Annotated in this window: 11 protein-coding genes; 3 read left to right on the top strand and 8 right to left on the bottom strand. The window is 63.2% G+C overall.

Features of this window, described 5'->3' with window-relative positions:
- Positions 1 to 20: 20 nt before the first annotated feature.
- The 8 genes from HRH33_RS22020 to HRH33_RS21985 all read right to left on the bottom strand — a co-directional run bounded on the left by HRH33_RS22020 (position 21) and on the right by HRH33_RS21985 (position 14,375).
- Positions 21 to 5,768 (bottom strand): membrane-targeted effector domain-containing toxin, encoded by a 5,748-nt coding sequence (locus HRH33_RS22020; protein WP_173603551.1) that lies wholly within the window; start codon positions 5,766 to 5,768, stop codon positions 21 to 23.
- Positions 5,769 to 5,860: 92 nt separating this feature from the next.
- Positions 5,861 to 7,555: an N-acetylglucosamine-specific PTS transporter subunit IIBC gene (gene nagE / locus HRH33_RS22015; RefSeq protein WP_167416635.1), complete on the bottom strand. Its 1,695-nt coding sequence runs from the start codon at positions 7,553 to 7,555 to the stop codon at positions 5,861 to 5,863.
- Between the two features lie 27 nt (positions 7,556 to 7,582).
- The gene (gene ptsP / locus HRH33_RS22010; RefSeq protein ID WP_173603550.1) at positions 7,583 to 10,093 is read right to left on the bottom strand and encodes a phosphoenolpyruvate--protein phosphotransferase; all 2,511 of its coding nucleotides are present in this window, start codon (positions 10,091 to 10,093) and stop codon (positions 7,583 to 7,585) included.
- A gap of 36 nt (positions 10,094 to 10,129) precedes the next feature.
- Complete coding sequence (locus HRH33_RS22005; protein ID WP_167416637.1) at positions 10,130 to 11,152, bottom strand: SIS domain-containing protein; 1,023 nt, start codon at positions 11,150 to 11,152, stop codon at positions 10,130 to 10,132.
- Entirely contained in the window at positions 11,133 to 12,239 is a 1,107-nt protein-coding gene (nagA, locus tag HRH33_RS22000; RefSeq protein ID WP_123478692.1) for an N-acetylglucosamine-6-phosphate deacetylase, read from the bottom strand. Before nagA ends, HRH33_RS22005 begins: the two co-directional genes overlap by 20 nt.
- A 53-nt stretch (positions 12,240 to 12,292) precedes the next feature.
- Positions 12,293 to 13,024, bottom strand: a complete 732-nt coding sequence (locus HRH33_RS21995) for a GntR family transcriptional regulator (protein ID WP_040269357.1) — start codon at positions 13,022 to 13,024, stop codon at positions 12,293 to 12,295.
- A gap of 263 nt (positions 13,025 to 13,287) precedes the next feature.
- Positions 13,288 to 13,791 (bottom strand): L,D-transpeptidase family protein, encoded by a 504-nt coding sequence (locus tag HRH33_RS21990; protein WP_034139193.1) that lies wholly within the window; start codon positions 13,789 to 13,791, stop codon positions 13,288 to 13,290.
- A gap of 35 nt (positions 13,792 to 13,826) precedes the next feature.
- Complete coding sequence (locus tag HRH33_RS21985) at positions 13,827 to 14,375, bottom strand: NUDIX hydrolase (protein ID WP_167416638.1); 549 nt, start codon at positions 14,373 to 14,375, stop codon at positions 13,827 to 13,829.
- A 147-nt stretch (positions 14,376 to 14,522) separates the two neighbouring features.
- On the opposite strand from HRH33_RS21985, the gene HRH33_RS21980 reads away from it, so the two are divergent.
- The 3 genes from HRH33_RS21980 to HRH33_RS21970 are packed head-to-tail and all read left to right on the top strand — an operon-like array spanning position 14,523 to position 15,898.
- Positions 14,523 to 15,125, top strand: coding sequence for a CoA pyrophosphatase (locus tag HRH33_RS21980; RefSeq protein ID WP_034100348.1), 603 nt, complete (start codon positions 14,523 to 14,525; stop codon positions 15,123 to 15,125).
- A 36-nt stretch (positions 15,126 to 15,161) separates the two neighbouring features.
- Positions 15,162 to 15,686 (top strand): gamma carbonic anhydrase family protein, encoded by a 525-nt coding sequence (locus tag HRH33_RS21975; RefSeq protein WP_034139191.1) that lies wholly within the window; start codon positions 15,162 to 15,164, stop codon positions 15,684 to 15,686.
- Entirely contained in the window at positions 15,683 to 15,898 is a 216-nt protein-coding gene (locus HRH33_RS21970) for a DUF1289 domain-containing protein (RefSeq protein ID WP_034115014.1), read from the top strand. The genes HRH33_RS21975 and HRH33_RS21970 overlap by 4 nt, the downstream gene beginning before the upstream one ends.
- The last annotated feature ends 51 nt before the right edge of the window (positions 15,899 to 15,949 follow it).

Genomic DNA, 15,949 nt, shown 5'->3' with positions numbered 1-15,949 from the left:
GGGTTTTTTGTGGCCGGTGTTCAGGGGGCCGGTGTCAGTTTCACCTCTTCCCTCAAGGCTTCGATCAGGGTGTTCTGGAACTCGAAGCGCTGTTCTTTCATGTTCCAGCGGTCGATGAAAAACAGCCCGTTGTCGTCTACCTGAATTGGCGTGGAAACGATCTCGCCGCTACGGGAGCGGTGCAGGATGTTGGTTTCGGCGGCTGATGGGCGTTCCACCAGAAAGAAGCCGGGTCGGGTCAGTTTCGAGCGGTCGGCGGCAGGAAAGGGCAGGGGCGTCTGGGTGCCTGCGATACCGACGTCCAGCTTGAAGTCGCTACGCACGGCAATCCAGTAGGCTCCCTGAATGTCCGTCTCCCAATAACCGCGATGCAGGCTGCGCGACAGGGTGGGCGCGACGTCGCGAATATGCAGGCTGATGGCGCCCTGCAATTCGGCCAGCCCCGGCACCCCGAGCTGAGTATTGGTGTGGCCGCTGCCTACGAACGCCACCCACTTGTGCGGGCCATGGGCCGTCTGGTCGGCCTTGATTACCTGAGCGGCAAAATAGCTGAACAGTTGATTGCGATCGGTGATGCCCTCCAGGCCTTTGACGTGATAGCTGGCCGTACAGTCCAGGGCGCGAACGCGAATGCCGTATTTGCCGGCGGCCTGAATCACTTCGGAATAACTGTTAGGGCCTCGGTACAGCGGCATATGCCCGCTGTCCTGGCGCTTGAGGTAAGCCTTGAGCCCGTCGGGCAGGCGCTGGGTGCGATGGAACAGGTCCAGTTGTGCCTGATGCAGGTCGGTCAGCAGGTGCTCGACATATAAGGTTTTGAAGCCTTGTTGCTTGAGGGTCTTCATCTGTTTGCGCAGGAACGCTTTGCTCGCCTGGGCCGAGTGGGCTTCGCCAATCACCAGCCCCGAGAACGTGCTGTCATTGACCTGCTTGAGGAAAGCTTCCGGTGTGGTGTCCGTTCTCAGGTGCGGCAGTTCCGGTCGGGGCGTGGCGTGATAGTCGGCAAAAAACGCTCGGGCCTTGGCCTTCAACTGCGTGCGTAGCGCCACAAAGGCATCGAATGCTGCACGACTGCGGGCACCGCTGGGGGCGTAACGCGTGTCCAGGCCCCTGGGGTGTTCGGCCAGGCTGGCGATGTCGTCCCTGAAGGTTGGCGCAATGTCGAACTCACTGAAGTGACCGGGCTGGGGTGCACTCTCCGCGATACTGGGTTGGGGGGCTTTGTAGTCGGTGTGCAGGGTCATACGGTAATCGGCCTTGGCCAGTCCATCGCCGGGAATCGCGCCGGGAGTATCCAGCCAAAGGCCGACAGGTTGGTTCGCACCCACGTCGTCGATGCGCAACGCCACCGCATTGTGCAGGTCGGCCAGCCCCGGGGTTTGATTGAAGCTGCGCATCCGGGACGGTTCGACCAAGGCCACCCAGCGTTCATCCATGGCGTCGACGCTGTCGGCTTGAATCACTTTATGGGAATAGAAGTTTCTCAGGTCATTGCCCCGTGGCGTGGTGGACGGCGTATTACCGAGCAGGGTCAGCGAGTCTTCGAGTTGATAGGACGTCGTGGCATCGAGGGCGCAGACTTGCACCTTTTTTTCCTGCGCTTTACCTAGCAGGGCAGCGTAGGAAAACTCGGCGTCGTCGGCGATGCCGAAGGCGCTGTCGATACTCCGCATATGCTGCTGGATGTGCCGCCAGGACTGGCCCTTGTTGAATTTCTCCAGTTTCGGCCGGAACACGTCCCCCGGCAGGTATTCCACGTACAGGCGCTTGAAGCCTTTTTCGATCAGGGCGTCCATCTGTTGCATCAGCACCTGTTTACTGGCGATGGAGCCGGGTACCGCCCCAATGACCAGGTTCTTGTTGCCGGCGAACACATCGCTGTCGAGCAGTTGCCTGAAGGTTGTGCCGGCCTCTATGGGCGGCGCGGGCGCGCGGGTGGGGATCGGGTCGAGGAATCGGAAAAAATTGCGCGCATCCTTGATCAGCCGCTCGACTTTCTGCACGTAAACCGGCTGCAAGTGTTTCACGCTATCGGCCGCGGACGACAACACCGTATAGGCCGGCACGTCGCGTTCGCGGCCCAGCCGTATGAGTTCTTCGCGCACGTTCGGGTTGATCACCGTCGTCAGGTCGCGCCAGTGTTTCTCCGGCATTTCATACTGGGCAAACGGTTGGGGTGTCTCTGGTAGCGCTTCATATTTCGGGCCGCCGCCGGCCACTCCGGTACGACGCCATACGCCCTCGGCATTGGGGGCGGCCACGCGGGTGGTCGAGACCAACCTGCCGCTGAGCGGATCGAGCCGATACAGCAAATAGCGCCCGATCACATCCGGCGTACGGCTCGCCCACAAGGCTTGCCCTTCGAACATCACCGGCTGCATGTTGGCGGGCACCGCAGGGGCGGGCTCCAGTTGCCGGATCAATTTCATGGCGCGCAGGTGTTCGTTCTTGGCTGCGGCCAGACGCAACGGTTTGCCAGTCGGCCTGAGGCCGCGCAATACCGGGCGCAAGTCGGTGAACACCGCGCCGGCGCTGTTGAACAGGTACCCGGCCAGGTGTTCCAGTGTCGCGCCGGTGTCGCCCTGGTGATAGGCGTGCAGGGCGAGCATGGCGTCCTTGAAAGCCAGCAACATCCCGGTGCTCAGGCTCAGCACCGGGTAGGGCGCGGTGGCGATAGCGGTGACCCATTCCACACAGGTCCAGAGAATGCCGGTCACCATTTGCGTGCGGTTGACCGTGGTGCCCGTGACGTTGTCGATCTTGCGTTGCAGTTTCATGTTGTACAGCAGCTGGCGCAGGTCGGTAACAGGCGGCACGCCGGCTATGGCGTCGTAGCGCGCCGGACTGAGGCTGGTGCTATCCAAGTGCGCGGGCAGCAGGCGCCGCGCTTCTTCCAGAAAGCTGCGCACTCGCACCTGGGATTGAACGCCGACCCGGTTGACCAGGTAGCCGATCCAGCCGGGCTGGGTCTTGAGCAGGTAATTGAACAGCCGAGCCTCGCGAAAACTGATGCCGTCGGGCGCTTGCGGGGTGTACAGCAGGACCGGGTTGTCGGCGTGGCTGAACAGGTAGGTGTCGATCACCCAATCGCCATCGATCATCAAGCGGTGGATGGCGTAGGTCTTTCGGGTTTGCACGGTGGTGTCGCCCAGGCTGGCGATGCTTTTTTTCAGCCAATTCAGGTCCGCCCCGGCGATGTCGCCTTTGAGCTGCGCCTCGATGGCTCCACTGAGCAACTGGCGTTGGGTGATGGCCAGAATGGCATTGCGCCGGAAGTCATAGGCCGGGCTGTCGGCATTCAGCAGTTCGCGTCTGACTTTGTCTGTGTAGCGCTGACCGATCCACACCCCGGTGACCGAGCGCGCGACCTTTTCGGCGGTCAGTGCGCTCAGGTCGATACCCTCCGGGCCCCTGAAGGTGGCCGAGCGGGAAAATTTCTCATCGAGAAAGCCCACCCCGTCGGCGTAGCCGTCGCGAAACAATTGGGTGTAGGTCATCGGTTCGGGGCGCGAGGCAAGAACTAATGTCGGCGGGGCATAGACCCAGACGGTATCCGGGTCGACGTCATTCCCTGGGCGACCCAGCAGGCCATTCAAGCGTTGTCGGGCCTGGTCATGGAGGTAGGTGTTGAAGCTGTGGAAATTAGCCTCCGAGAGCGGATGTTCGTGGTAGGCCTGCAGCGCCCCTTCGGCGTCCTCGGCGGCGGTCACCAGTTGTTTGCGCACCTCATCGGTGGTCGAGCGGTACCAGTTCGGGGTGCTGAACGCATAGTCGTCGATACGCGCCGACAGCACATGGCGCGACATCGCTTGCAGGCATTCGGCGTGGCTGGCGGTGGTGCTGAAGGTGACCTCTTTGTATTCCTCGGCGTGGTATTTGAGGCTCAGGTTGCTGAGTACGTGCTGCATCGCCGCGCGAAAACGCAGCGGCACGCGGGTGATCAGGTAATCGGTCATGCTCCCCGGCGCGGCCTTCAGGCCGTTGTCCAAGGTCCAGCCGAGGATATGTTGCTGGCAGGCCCGTTCCGTGTCGAAGGCCTTGAATTGCTGGTCGCGCGGCGCTTCAGGGGTGCACAGCAGCACGCGGTCCACGACGCCGCTGGCGTTCGTGCGGCGCAGCACCCACAGGTCCTGAAGCTGTGCGCCGTGCAGCGACAGGGTATTGGCCCCCACGGTGGCGGCGCTGAGCTGCGGGTCGGTGCCTTCGCGCAGACGCTCAAGCAGTTGCAGGTCGCTCTCCAGCAGATGACCTTGCAGGTGGGCGATATACGCCAATGCGACGATACGTTGATCGAGCATGTGCTCAACCGCGCGCCGCACTTCTGCCCGGCCATGCAGATCGCGTTGCGCATCGGCGAAGTCCAGGCGCGGTTGCAGGGTGGCCATTTGCTGCGCCAGCCAGGCGACGTTCAGATCCTGATAGGCCGGCGGCAGGGGCGCATCCTTGTAAGTGAGGACGGTGTTGGCGAGGAAGTCGGAGCCCGGCTTTTCATCGTCGGTATGCAGGCCGCGCAAGGCCAGCTCGATCAGCGTGCGGTCGTGATCGTAATGGCCGACATTGGGGACGAAGCGTCGGGTGCTGACCAGCAAGTGCTGGGGTTCCAGGTCGTGGATGTCCAACTCGTCCGCCAGCCGTTCCAGCCATTGATAGCGTGCCAGCGTGCGGGGGGTGGTGGCCGGGTTCAACACCTCCAGCATTGCCCGGCGCGCCTGATCGTAGCCCTTGAGGCGCTCGGCCAGGGTGCTGCGCGCGACCTCGCTGGCGCTGCGGTACCAGTCCGGCGCGCTGTAACGCAGGCAGCGTTCGAGCAGGGTCTGGGCCCGCAGTTCAAGGCGGGCAGTGAGGTCGGGCAGGGCGGCCTCGATGGCATGCTCGACAGCCTCAATGAGTTGCGCGGCGTTCTGGTCCGGGTTATCCACAAGGCTTAACGCGCGCTCGATGTCCAGGGTGCGCCGGTCGATCAGCACTTCGTTCACGTGCTCGAACAGCGGCTTATCGCTGATGGGCGACAGCGTCAGCGGCCAGATTCCGCTGCTACCCAGCGCCTGGTAGCGCACTGGCAGCAGCGCCCTGAATTCCTCGGTGCTGGCGGGGTGTTCGAACTGCTGGTGCAGGCGTCTGTCCAGCAGCGCCAATGAATCGAATGACTCGACGCCCCGCGCTGGAGTGAACAGCAGCACCTGGCCGACATCCTGCGGGGCGGTGAGGCTGCTCGGCACGGGATGGTTTTTTTCGGTCACCACAAACGCACCGGCCAGCTCGACGGTCTGCTCCTGATAGCTGAAGCGCAACGCATACAGCCCCGGGCGCAGGGTTGGGTACAGCGACACCTTTTCAAGCATCGCGCCTTCTTGTGGGTGCAACAGCCGATCCTGCACGCCGAGCTTGGCTTCGTGGGTCAGCGCGATGAAGCCGGCGTCGAAGGTCATAAAGGATTTACGCGGCTTGCCGTCGATCTGGTGGGCCAGATCCAGTTGCCGCAACCGGGTATCGAGGTTGGCCTTGAGGGTGGCGAGCAAGGCTTGTCCTGCTTCGCTGCGCAGATCGATGTCGCGCAGTGTTCCGTAGTGGACACGGGCATGTTCAAGGTATTGCCGGCGGGCGCCACGGATCAGCCCGTTCAAGCGTTCGAGATAACGCAGGTCAGGCGAGGGGGCTTTCTCCGGGATCAACAGTGTGGGGGATTCGAGCAGATGCTGGCCGATCTGATTGAGGTAGGCCTTTATCTCATCGAACGTCGGGGCGATAGGGGGGCTGGACGTGCTCACGGGCACATTCTCCTTGCTGAGGGAAAGAACCCTTAGCTTGGAGAATGGCGCCGTGAACGGGCTGTAGATAAGTCAGTGGTGCCCCCCGCCGGTCAGGCGTTGAGCGGGCGGGTCAGGCGTTCCAGCGCCTCGCCCAATCCGGTTGCCTTGTCACCGACCAGCAGGTGCCAAACGCCGCTGTCGAGCTGGCTGACGCCCTGGCAGCCCAGCGCCGTCAGTTGCGCTTCGGACAAGGCTGAATCATCGCCCAGCACCACCCGCAGGCGGGTCATGGCCAGCGCTTCCAATTGGCGCACATTCGCGCGTCCGCCCAAGGCGTTCAGCCATTGCTCGGCGTGCTGCTCATTCACCGCTTTCGGTTTATCCACAGGTGCCGCTGCCACCGGTGCGGTAGCGACGAATGACGGCATGGCCAAGCGAATTTCATCGGCGATGCTATCCGCCATCGGCCCGACCACCACCTGCAGGCTGCCACCGTTGCCGGGGCGCACTACGGCCATGGCGCCCAGCGCCTTGAGGTCGGCATCCAGCGCTTTGTTGCGATCCACCATATCCAGGCGCAGGCGGGTGGTGCAGGCGCCGACGCTGAGCAGGTTGTCTGCACCGCCCAGGGCGCGGATATAGGCGCTGGCGCGTTGGTTGTCGGTCAGGTTTTGCGTCGGCGCGGCTTGGATATCTTCACGCCCCGGCGTTTTCAGGTTGAAGCGGCGGATGCAATAGCTGAACACGCTGTAGTAGATCAGCGCATACGCCAAGCCGACCGGGACCACCAACCAACCATTGGTGGACTTGCCCCAACCCAGCACCATATCGATAAAGCCACCGGAGAAGGTGAAGCCGAGGTGGATGTTCAACATATTGGTGACGGCCATCGACAGACCCGTCAGTACTGCATGGATCAGGTACAGAAATGGCGCGAGGAACATGAAGGCGAATTCGATCGGCTCGGTCACCCCGGTCAGAAACGATGTCAGGGCCATCGACAGGAAGATCCCGCCCATGACCTTGCGCCGCTCCGGCAAAGCGTTGCGGTACATCGCCAGGCACGCGGCGGGCAGGCCGAACAGCATCACCGGGAACATGCCGGTCATAAACTGGCCGCCCTTGGGGTCGCCGGCAAAGTAGCGGGTCAGGTCGCCCGTGACCACCGCGCCGGTGGCCGGGTCGGTAAAACTGCCGAACACGAACCAGGCCATGTTGTTGAGGATGTGGTGCAGACCGGTGACGATCAGCAGGCGGTTGAACACGCCGAATACGAATGCGCCGAGGCTGCCGCTTTCCATCAGCAGTACGCCGAAGCTGTTGATGCCATGCTGGATCGGTGGCCAGATCAGGCCGAACACCACGCCCAAGCCCACGGCGGAGAACCCGGTAACAATCGGCACAAACCGCCGGCCGCCGAAAAACGCCAGGTACTCCGGCAGCTTGATGTCCTTGAAGCGGTTGTACAGCGCCCCGGCCATCAAGCCGCTGGCGATACCGGCGAGCATGCCCATGTTGATCGTGGTGTCCATCACCTTGAGGGTGGAGATCATCACCAAATAGCCGATGGCCCCGGCCAAGCCGGCGGTGCCGTTATTGTCGCGGGCAAAACCCACGGCGATACCGATGGCGAAGATCAGCGCCAGGTTGGCGAAAATCGCCTGACCGGCATCGTGCATCACCGCAATGTTCAGAAGGTCGGTGTCGCCCAGGCGCAGCAGCAGGCCGGCGATCGGCAGGATCGCGATCGGCAGCATCAGTGCACGGCCCAGGCGTTGCAGGCCTTCGATAAAGTGCTGGTACATGGCATGTCTCCCTTTTTCTTGTTGTTGTCAGCTCAGCGGCCAGTGGCGTTGACAGGCTTGGCGAACGGCCGCAGCACTGCTCAGGTCGAGCAGCCCTTGGCTCAGTTGCCGGCAGTGCGCCGCCTCCAGATGGCGGACGCGGTCTTTGATCTCGGCTATTTGAAGCGGGCTGACGGACAGCTCGCTGACCCCCAGCCCCACCAGTACCGGGGTGGCGAGCGGATCGGAGGCCAGGGCGCCGCACACGCCGACCCAACGCCCGTGCTTGGCCGCGCCGGCGCAGGTTTGGGCGATCAGGCGCAACAGCGCCGGGTGCAGGGCATCAACGCGGGCCGCGAGCCCCGCGTGGTCGCGGTCCATGGCCAGGGTGTACTGGGACAGGTCGTTGGTGCCGATGGAGAGAAAATCCGCATGCCGGGCCAGTTGCTCGGCCAATAGCGCGGCGGCAGGCACTTCGATCATCACGCCCAGTTCCGGACGCACGCTCAGTTCCAGCTCCATACACAGGTGGTCGAGACGCTGGCGGATGTGCAGCAGTTCGTCGACTTCGCTGACCATCGGCAGCAGGATGCGGCAACGCCCCAGCGGCGTGACTTGCAACAGCGCGCGCAGTTGTTGATCGAGCAATTCGGGCCGTACCTGGGCCAGGCGAATACCACGCAAGCCCAGCACCGGGTTGGCTTCTACCGGCAGCGGCAGATAGTCGAGCTGTTTGTCACCGCCCACATCGATGGTGCGGATGATCACCGATTTTTCGCCCATGGCATCCAGCACCGCTTGATAGGCCTGGCGTTGCTCCTGCTCATCCGGCGCGGTGCGACGGTCGACGAACAGGAATTCGGTGCGCAGCAGGCCGACGCCATCGGCACCGTTCTCGAACGCTACCTGTGCCTCGGCGCTGGAGGCGACATTGGCCGCCACTTCAATGCTCACCCCGTCGCGGGTCTGCGCCGGCTGGTGTGCCTGGGTTTGTTGCTGCTGGCGCCGGCGTTTTTGCGCGTCGCGAATCCGATGCACTTCGGCGTGACGCGCCTCGCTGGGCGCCAATTCGAGGCGCCCATTGGCCGCGTCGAGCACCACCCGTTGGCCTTGGGGCACGTCGAGCACTTCGGCGCCGAGGGCGACCACACAGGGCAGCCCTTTGCCTCGGGCGAGGATCGCCACATGGGAGGTGGCGCCGCCTTCGGCCATGCAGAGGCCCACCGCGTGTTGTGCACTCAATTGCAGCAGGTCCGATGGGGTCAGTTCATGGGCGCTGACGATGGCCCCGGCGGGCAGTTCGAACTGCCAGGCTTCGCCGAGCAATGCACGTAGCACCCGTTGCTGCAGGTCGCGCAGGTCATTGGCGCGTTCGGCGAACAGCGGCTTGCCCAAGCCCAGCAACACCTGGCACTGGGCTTGGATCGCATCGCGCCAGGCGTGGGTGGCCGCGCTGCCGCGTTCGATGGCGGCGTTGGCGGCGTCCAGCAACGCGGGGTCTTCCAGCAAGGCCAAATGGGCGGCGAAGATATCTTCTTCCTCCACGGCTTTACGGTGGCGGGCCTGTGCCAGGGTGGTGCGGATTTCTCCGCGCACTTGTTCCAGCGCCGCGTCCAGGCGCTGCAGTTGTTCATCGGCTTGATGATTGCCGGGATCGGGCGCCAGCTCCACACCGGCCATGCGCAACAGCGGCCCGCACACCAGCCCGGGCGCCGCGCACACGCCTTGCAGCACGCCGGCCTCGGCAGTGGCCCGCACGGGCGCGGCGGCGGCCGGCGCGTGAGGGGCATCGCCGATGGGCTGGGACAGCGCCGCCACCAACCCTTGCAGTGCGGCTTCGCAATCCTTGCCGCGACATGTCACGCGCACCTCGTCGCCTTCTCCCACGCCCAGCCCCATCACGCCCATCAAGCTGTCGCACGCCGCCGAGTGACCGGCGAAATGCAGGCGTGACTGGCTGCTGAACCCCTGCGCCGCCTTGCGGATCAGCGCCGCCGGGCGCGCATGCAAACCGCCCCGATGCGTGACGCGCACCTGGGCGCTGGCTTCAGCGTCGCTGTTGTCCACAGCCGTGTGCACCGAAGCGGTCGCGTGCGCCGTAATCTGCATCAACGGCTCGCCGACCTTGACCGAATCAATCCCCAGCGGACGCAATTGGAAGTGCTCGCCATTGGTGAGGATGATCAGGCTGATCAGGCTTTTGCAGTGGCGTGCGACGCGGTCCAGGTCGAACTGCAGCAACACCTGGCCCCGGCTGACCCGCGCGCCCTGTTCCACGCGCAGGGCAAAGCCCTGGCCGTTGAGCGCCACCGTGTCGATGCCCACGTGCATCAGCAGTTCGGCGCCGTTGTCGGCGCGGATCGTCAGCGCATGGCCGGTGCGGGCTACTTGGATGATCTCGCCGTCGCACGGCGCGTGCAGGCAATCGTTCAACGGATCGATGGCCAGGCCGTCGCCCATGGCACCGCTGGCGAATACCTCGTCGGGCACATTGCCCAGGGCCAGCACCGGCCCGCTTAAAGGGGCGCTGAGGGTCAGGTCATTGTTGTTATTGGACATGGGCACGGTACTCATCAGGAAAACACGGCAAGCGACTCAGTGGGTGCGGGTGACTTTGCTCAGGTGGCGCGGCTGGTCCGGGTCCATGCCTCGCGCCACGGCCAGGCCGGCCGCCATCACGTAGAAACTCTGGATCGCCAGGATCGGGTCCAGGCTCGGGTGTTCGGCGCGGCTCAGGGTCAGATCGCGTTCGGCGATATCGTCCGGCGCGGCCAGCAGCACGCGGGCGCCGCGTTGGCGCATGTCGGCGGCCAAGCTCAGCAGACCAGCCTGCTCGGCGCCGCGCGGGGCGAACACCAACAGCGGGTAGTTGTCATCGATCAAGGCCATCGGGCCGTGACGTACTTCGGCGCTGCTGAAGGCTTCGGCCTGGATCGCCGAGGTTTCCTTGAGCTTGAGCGCGGCTTCCTGGGCAATGGCGAAACCGGCGCCACGACCGATCACCATCAGGCGTTGGCTGTCGCGCAGGGCGTCGATGGCGGGGGTCCAATCCTGCTTGGCGGCGGCGCGCAATTCATCGGGCAACGCGCGGCAGGCGCGCAGCAGCTCGGCTTCCTGGTTCCAGTGGCCGATCAACTGCGCCGTGGCGCTAAGCGTGGCGATAAAACTCTTGGTGGCGGCGACACTCAGTTCCGGCCCGGCGCACAGCGGTACGTGGAATTCGCACGCGGCTTCCAGGGGCGAATCTTCGGCATTGACCAACGAGATGCTCAAGGCGCCACGCTTGCGCAGCAGGCGCAGGCTGTTGACCAGATCCGGGCTCTGGCCCGATTGGGAAAACCCGAACGTCACCTGGCCACTGACCTTCAACGGCGCTTGCAACAACGTGACCACCGACATCGGCAACGAAGCCACCGGCACCCCCACATGCTGCATGGCCAAGTAGGCGAAGTAACTGGCGGCATGGTCGGAGCTGCCGCGGGCGATGGTCATTGCCACTTGCGGCGGCTGGCGGCGCAGGCGACCGGCAATCTCTTCCAGCAACGGATCCAAACGTTGCAACTGCGCGGCAACCGCGTCAGCGGAGGCCAGGGCCTCTTCAAGCATTTTTGAAGTCAATGGTGTCTCCTTCGACCATTACGTCAGTGAGGTGCAGGGAACGGTCCAGGCGCACGCAGTCGGCAAAGCTGCCGGGTTGCAGGCGGCCGCGTTCTTCCAGGCCCAGGTAATCCGCGGGGAATTGCGACAGGCGCTGCGAGGCTTCGTGAAGCGGCAGGCCGATCTTCACCAGGTTACGCAGCGCCTGATCCATGGTCAGGGTGCTGCCGGCCAGGGTGCCGTCGGCCAGACGCACGCCGCCCAGGCATTTGGTCACGGTGTGGCTGCCCAGCTTGTACTCACCGTCGGGCATGCCGGCGGCGGCGGTGGAGTCGGTGACGCAGTACAGGCACGGGATCGACCGCAACGCCACGCGGATGGCGCCGGGGTGTACGTGCAGCAAATCCGGGATCAATTCGGCGTAGGTGGCATGGGCCAGCGCGGCGCCGACAATGCCGGGTTCGCGGTGATGCAGGGGGCTCATGGCGTTGTACAAATGGGTGAAGCTGGTAGCGCCAGCGGCCAGGGCCGCAACGCCCTCTTCATAGCTGCCCAGGGTGTGACCGATCTGCATGCGCACGCCGCGTTGGCTGAGGGCGCGGATCAGGCCGTCATGGCCGGCGATTTCCGGAGCAATGGTGATCACCCGGATCGGCGCCTGTCGCAGATAGGCTTCCACTTCGGCCATCAGCGCGGTGTGGGCGAAGTTGGGTTGGGCGCCGAGTTTTCCCGGATTGATGTAGGGCCCTTCCAGATGCACCCCAAGTACCCGGGCGCAGCCAACGGGGCGTTGCTCGCAGAACGCGCCGAGCTGGCCGAGGACACTGGAGATTTCATCCACCGGTGCGGTCATGGTGGTGGCCAGCAGCGAGGTGGTGCCGAAGCGCACATGGGTGCGGGTGATGGTCTCGAAGGCCGTGGCGCCTTCCATGATGTCCTTGCCGCCACCGCCGTGTACATGCAGGTCGATAAAACCGGGCAGCAGGTAGGGCAGGTCGTTGTCGGCCGGGTCGCACGGCTGGCCGTGGACGGCGATGACCTTGCCGTGCTCGTGCACCAGGCGGCCGCGCACCCAGCCTTGGGGCGTAAGGATATTGTCTTCGGACATGGGCAGTTCTCTGTGTCTCGCAAGGGGTCGCAACGTCAGCGCCGCAGGGCGTTTTAACGTCGAAGTTCGGCGACGAAGTCGTAGTAGTCGTTGCGACAGTAGGTGTCGGTGATTTCGATCGGTGTGTTGTCGGCGGTGTAGCCGACCCGGGTCATCAGCAGCATGGCGGTGCCGGGGGCGATGCCCACCAGGGTGGCGAACTCGTCCGAGGCGTTGATCGCCTGAATATGCTGCAGCGCGCGCATGATGGGTTTGTTGACGCCGTCCAGGTATTCGTACAGCGAGTTGCCGACGGACTGCGGCTGCGGCAGTACGCTGGCGGGCAGGGTGGTCATCTCGATCGCCATCACCGTGTCATCGGCCTTACGCAGGCGCTTGAGCCGCGCGACTTTGTCGGTGGGCGACAGGCCCAGGCGGATCAGTTCTTCATGGGTCGGCGGGGTGATCTCGCGCTCCAGCCACTGTGAGCTGGGCACGAACCCCTTGAGGCGCAACATCTCGCTGAACCCCGACAGGCGCGACAACGGCTGCTCCAGGCGCGGCGTGATAAAAGTCCCGGAGCCCTGGCTGCGGCGGATCAGGCCCTGGCTGAGCAACACTTCCAGCGCCTTGCGCGCGGTAACCCGCGAAATGCTCAACTGCTCGCTGAGTGTTCGCTCCGACGGCAGGGCTTGTTCGGACGTCCATCGACCGGCATGAATGGCGGCCTCCAGATTGCGCGCCAATTGCAGGTACAGCGGCGTGGATTGTTTATCGTCGGGGCGCAGGGTGAGGATGTGGTTCATTTGTGAGGTGTCCGATGCGGTTATTGGTGTTCTGGCACTCGGTATGGGGCGCAAGCTAATACCACTTAAATACCATGTCAATGCTGCCAAAACGGTGCGAATCCATGATTTAGGGCGCGATATTGGTGCTGTTTGGTAAGTGGTATTAGAGAGGTCTTTGTGGCGCGCAGAAATGCACAGGCCCGCGCGGTGAACTGGTATTCACCGGTAGGCCTCGCCAGGGGCGATAGAAGTTTTTGAATTATTTTACGAGCGGTCGACGGTTACGGCCGGATCTCGATCAGGGTGCCGTCTTTGACCAGGTTCCAGACTTCGCGCATGTCGACGTTGCGCATGCCGATGCAGCCGTCGGTCCAGTCCAGGGTATGAAACCACTGCTCTGGGTAGTCCTCGGTGTCGGGGGTGCCGTGGATCATGATCATGCTGCCCGGGTTCACGCCCTCGCGGCGCGCGCGTGCGGCATCGCTGATATTGGGGTAGGAAATGTGCATGGCCAGGTTGAAGCGCTCGCTGGTCTTGCGCCAGTCGATCCAGTACAGCCCTTCGGGCGTACGGCGGTCGCCTTCGATCAGTTTGTGGCCTTTGGGGTTTTTGCCCAGGGAAATGCGATAAGTCTTGAAAGGCTTGCCGTCATTGATCAACTGCAATTGATGAGCGGACTTGAGCACCAGCACCTTCTCGACCGTTTTACCGCTCGCGGTTTGCAGGGTGGAGGCTGATGACAATAGGGTGAACGACAGGCAGAACAGAGCAAGCAACCAACGCATTGAAACGATTTCCCTTTGAAGGCCGTCTGCCGTTGTTATTGGGCGGGTTTGGCAAGTGGCGGCACCGACTCGCTGCGCACCGGGTAGGCGTGCTGGCGGCGGTCAGCGAAGAAGCATTCTAAGGTACGCCCGACGGTGCGGAAAGCCAGCTCGGACCAAGGGATGTCAGCCTCGGCGAACAGCTTCACTTCCAGGCTTTCGGCGCCGGCGCCGAAGTCCAGGTCGATCAGCTCGGCACGGTAGAAAATATGCACCTGGCTGATATGCGGCACATTGATCAAGGTATAGAGGCTCAAGTCACGTACGCGGGCGCAGGCTTCTTCCAGGGTTTCGCGCATGGCGGCCTGTTCCACGGTTTCACCGTTCTCCATGAAACCGGCGGGCAGGGTCCAGTAACCCAGGCGCGGCTCGATGGCGCGGCGGCACAACAGCACTTGATCGCCCCACACCGGCACGGTGCCGGCGACGATGTTGGGGTTCTGATAATGAATGGTCGAACAGTGATCGCACACATAACGCAGGCGCGCGTCGCCGTCGGGAATGCGTTGGGTCACCGGTTTACCGCACTGGCTGCAGAATTTCATGCTGGGGTTCCTGGAAAGTCCATCCATCTTGGCTTGGGGTCAGGCGTTCCTGCAAGTTGTCGTTTCGCGACACGGTCATGGTTTTGGGGTTGGGCGCCTGCACGCTTTGGTGCATGATGCCAGGTAGCCAACAGATCGAGATGACTCATGCTGGACGAGCTACTTCGCCGGGTAAGCAATCACACGCCGCACACGTTGGAGACCGACGGACGTTTCCCCGAGGCCGCCGTTCTGGTGCCGATTACCCGCAGTGACGAACCTGAGCTGATCCTGACCCTGCGCGCCAGCGGCCTGTCGACCCATGGTGGCGAAGTGGCCTTTCCCGGCGGGCGTCGCGACCCGGAAGACCCGGACCTGGTCTTTACCGCCCTGCGTGAAGCCGAAGAAGAAATCGGCTTGGCGCCGGGCCTGGTGGAGGTCATCGGGCCACTCAGTCCGCTGATCTCCTTGCACGGTATCCGCGTCACCCCCTACGTAGGTGTGATTCCCGATTACGTGGAGTACCTGGCCAACGATGCCGAGATTGCCGCGGTCTTCAGCGTCCCGTTGGATTTTTTCCGACAGGACCCGCGGGAGCATACCCACCGAATCGATTACCAGGGCCGCAGTTGGTACGTGCCCAGCTACCGTTTCGGTGAATACAAGATTTGGGGGCTGACGGCGATCATGATTGTCGAGCTGATCAATCTGCTCTATGACGACGCGCAGATCAGCCTGCACCAGCCGCCCAAGAGCTTTATCCATAAATAAGCCATCCATTCAATTGCAACGCCGTGAGGGAACACCATGAAATACCGCCTGGGCGATGCCCGCGTCGAGACCCACCCACACAGCTGGGTGGCGCCCAACGCCACGCTGGTGGGCAAGGTCAAACTGGAGGAGGGCGCCAACGTCTGGTTCAACGCGGTATTGCGCGGCGACAACGAACTGATCCTGATCGGCAAGAACAGCAACGTGCAGGATGGCAGCGTGATGCACACCGACATGGGCTACCCGCTGACCCTCGGCACCGGCGTGACCATCGGCCATAACGCCATGTTGCACGGCTGCACCGTCGGCGATTACAGCCTGATCGGCATCAATGCGGTGGTGCTCAACGGCGCGAAGATTGGCAAGCATTGCATCATTGGCGCCAACTCGCTGATCGGCGAAGGCAAGGAGATTCCCGATGGCTCGCTGGTGATGGGTTCGCCGGGCAAAGTGGTGCGTGAATTGACCGAGGCGCAGAAGAGGATGCTCGAGGCCAGTGCTGCGCACTATGTACACAATTCGCAGCGTTATGCCCGTGACCTGGCTGAGCAGGAAGAATGAGTGCAGTTGAACGACCTGTTGCATCGCCCTGCGTGAGCATTTGCGCGCTGGATGATGACGACATCTGTACCGGCTGCCAGCGCACCGTGGATGAAATCACGCGTTGGAGTCGCATGGATAATGCCGAGCGCCGGGTAGTGTTGGGCTTGTGCCATGAGCGGGCCTTGGCGAATGGGTTGGTGTTTATGGCTTCTGGCAAATCTGGCGCCTGAACCATTGCTATCGGGGGCAAGCCCCCTCCCACATTTGAAAGCGTATGGGAG

It is taken from the genome of Pseudomonas rhodesiae, assembly GCF_013285305.1.
Lineage (GTDB): Bacteria > Pseudomonadota > Gammaproteobacteria > Pseudomonadales > Pseudomonadaceae > Aquipseudomonas > Aquipseudomonas rhodesiae.
The sequence above is the reverse complement of the archived record's forward strand: the minus strand, read 5'-3'. Positions and strand labels throughout refer to the sequence as shown.

What these genes read in the sequence shown, in the direction of transcription:
- HRH33_RS21985 (WP_167416638.1), bottom strand. Translation starts at nt 14,375, where the DNA reads ATGAAATTCTGCAGCCAGTGCGGTAAACCGGTGACCCAACGCATTCCC.
- HRH33_RS21975 (WP_034139191.1), top strand. Translation starts at nt 15,162, where the DNA reads ATGAAATACCGCCTGGGCGATGCCCGCGTCGAGACCCACCCACACAGC.
- ptsP (WP_173603550.1), bottom strand. Translation starts at nt 10,093, where the DNA reads ATGTCCAATAACAACAATGACCTGACCCTCAGCGCCCCTTTAAGCGGG.
- nagA (WP_123478692.1), bottom strand. Translation starts at nt 12,239, where the DNA reads ATGTCCGAAGACAATATCCTTACGCCCCAAGGCTGGGTGCGCGGCCGC.
- HRH33_RS21990 (WP_034139193.1), bottom strand. Translation starts at nt 13,791, where the DNA reads ATGCGTTGGTTGCTTGCTCTGTTCTGCCTGTCGTTCACCCTATTGTCA.
- HRH33_RS21970 (WP_034115014.1), top strand. Translation starts at nt 15,683, where the DNA reads ATGAGTGCAGTTGAACGACCTGTTGCATCGCCCTGCGTGAGCATTTGC.
- HRH33_RS21980 (WP_034100348.1), top strand. Translation starts at nt 14,523, where the DNA reads ATGCTGGACGAGCTACTTCGCCGGGTAAGCAATCACACGCCGCACACG.
- nagE (WP_167416635.1), bottom strand. Translation starts at nt 7,555, where the DNA reads ATGTACCAGCACTTTATCGAAGGCCTGCAACGCCTGGGCCGTGCACTG.
- HRH33_RS21995 (WP_040269357.1), bottom strand. Translation starts at nt 13,024, where the DNA reads ATGAACCACATCCTCACCCTGCGCCCCGACGATAAACAATCCACGCCG.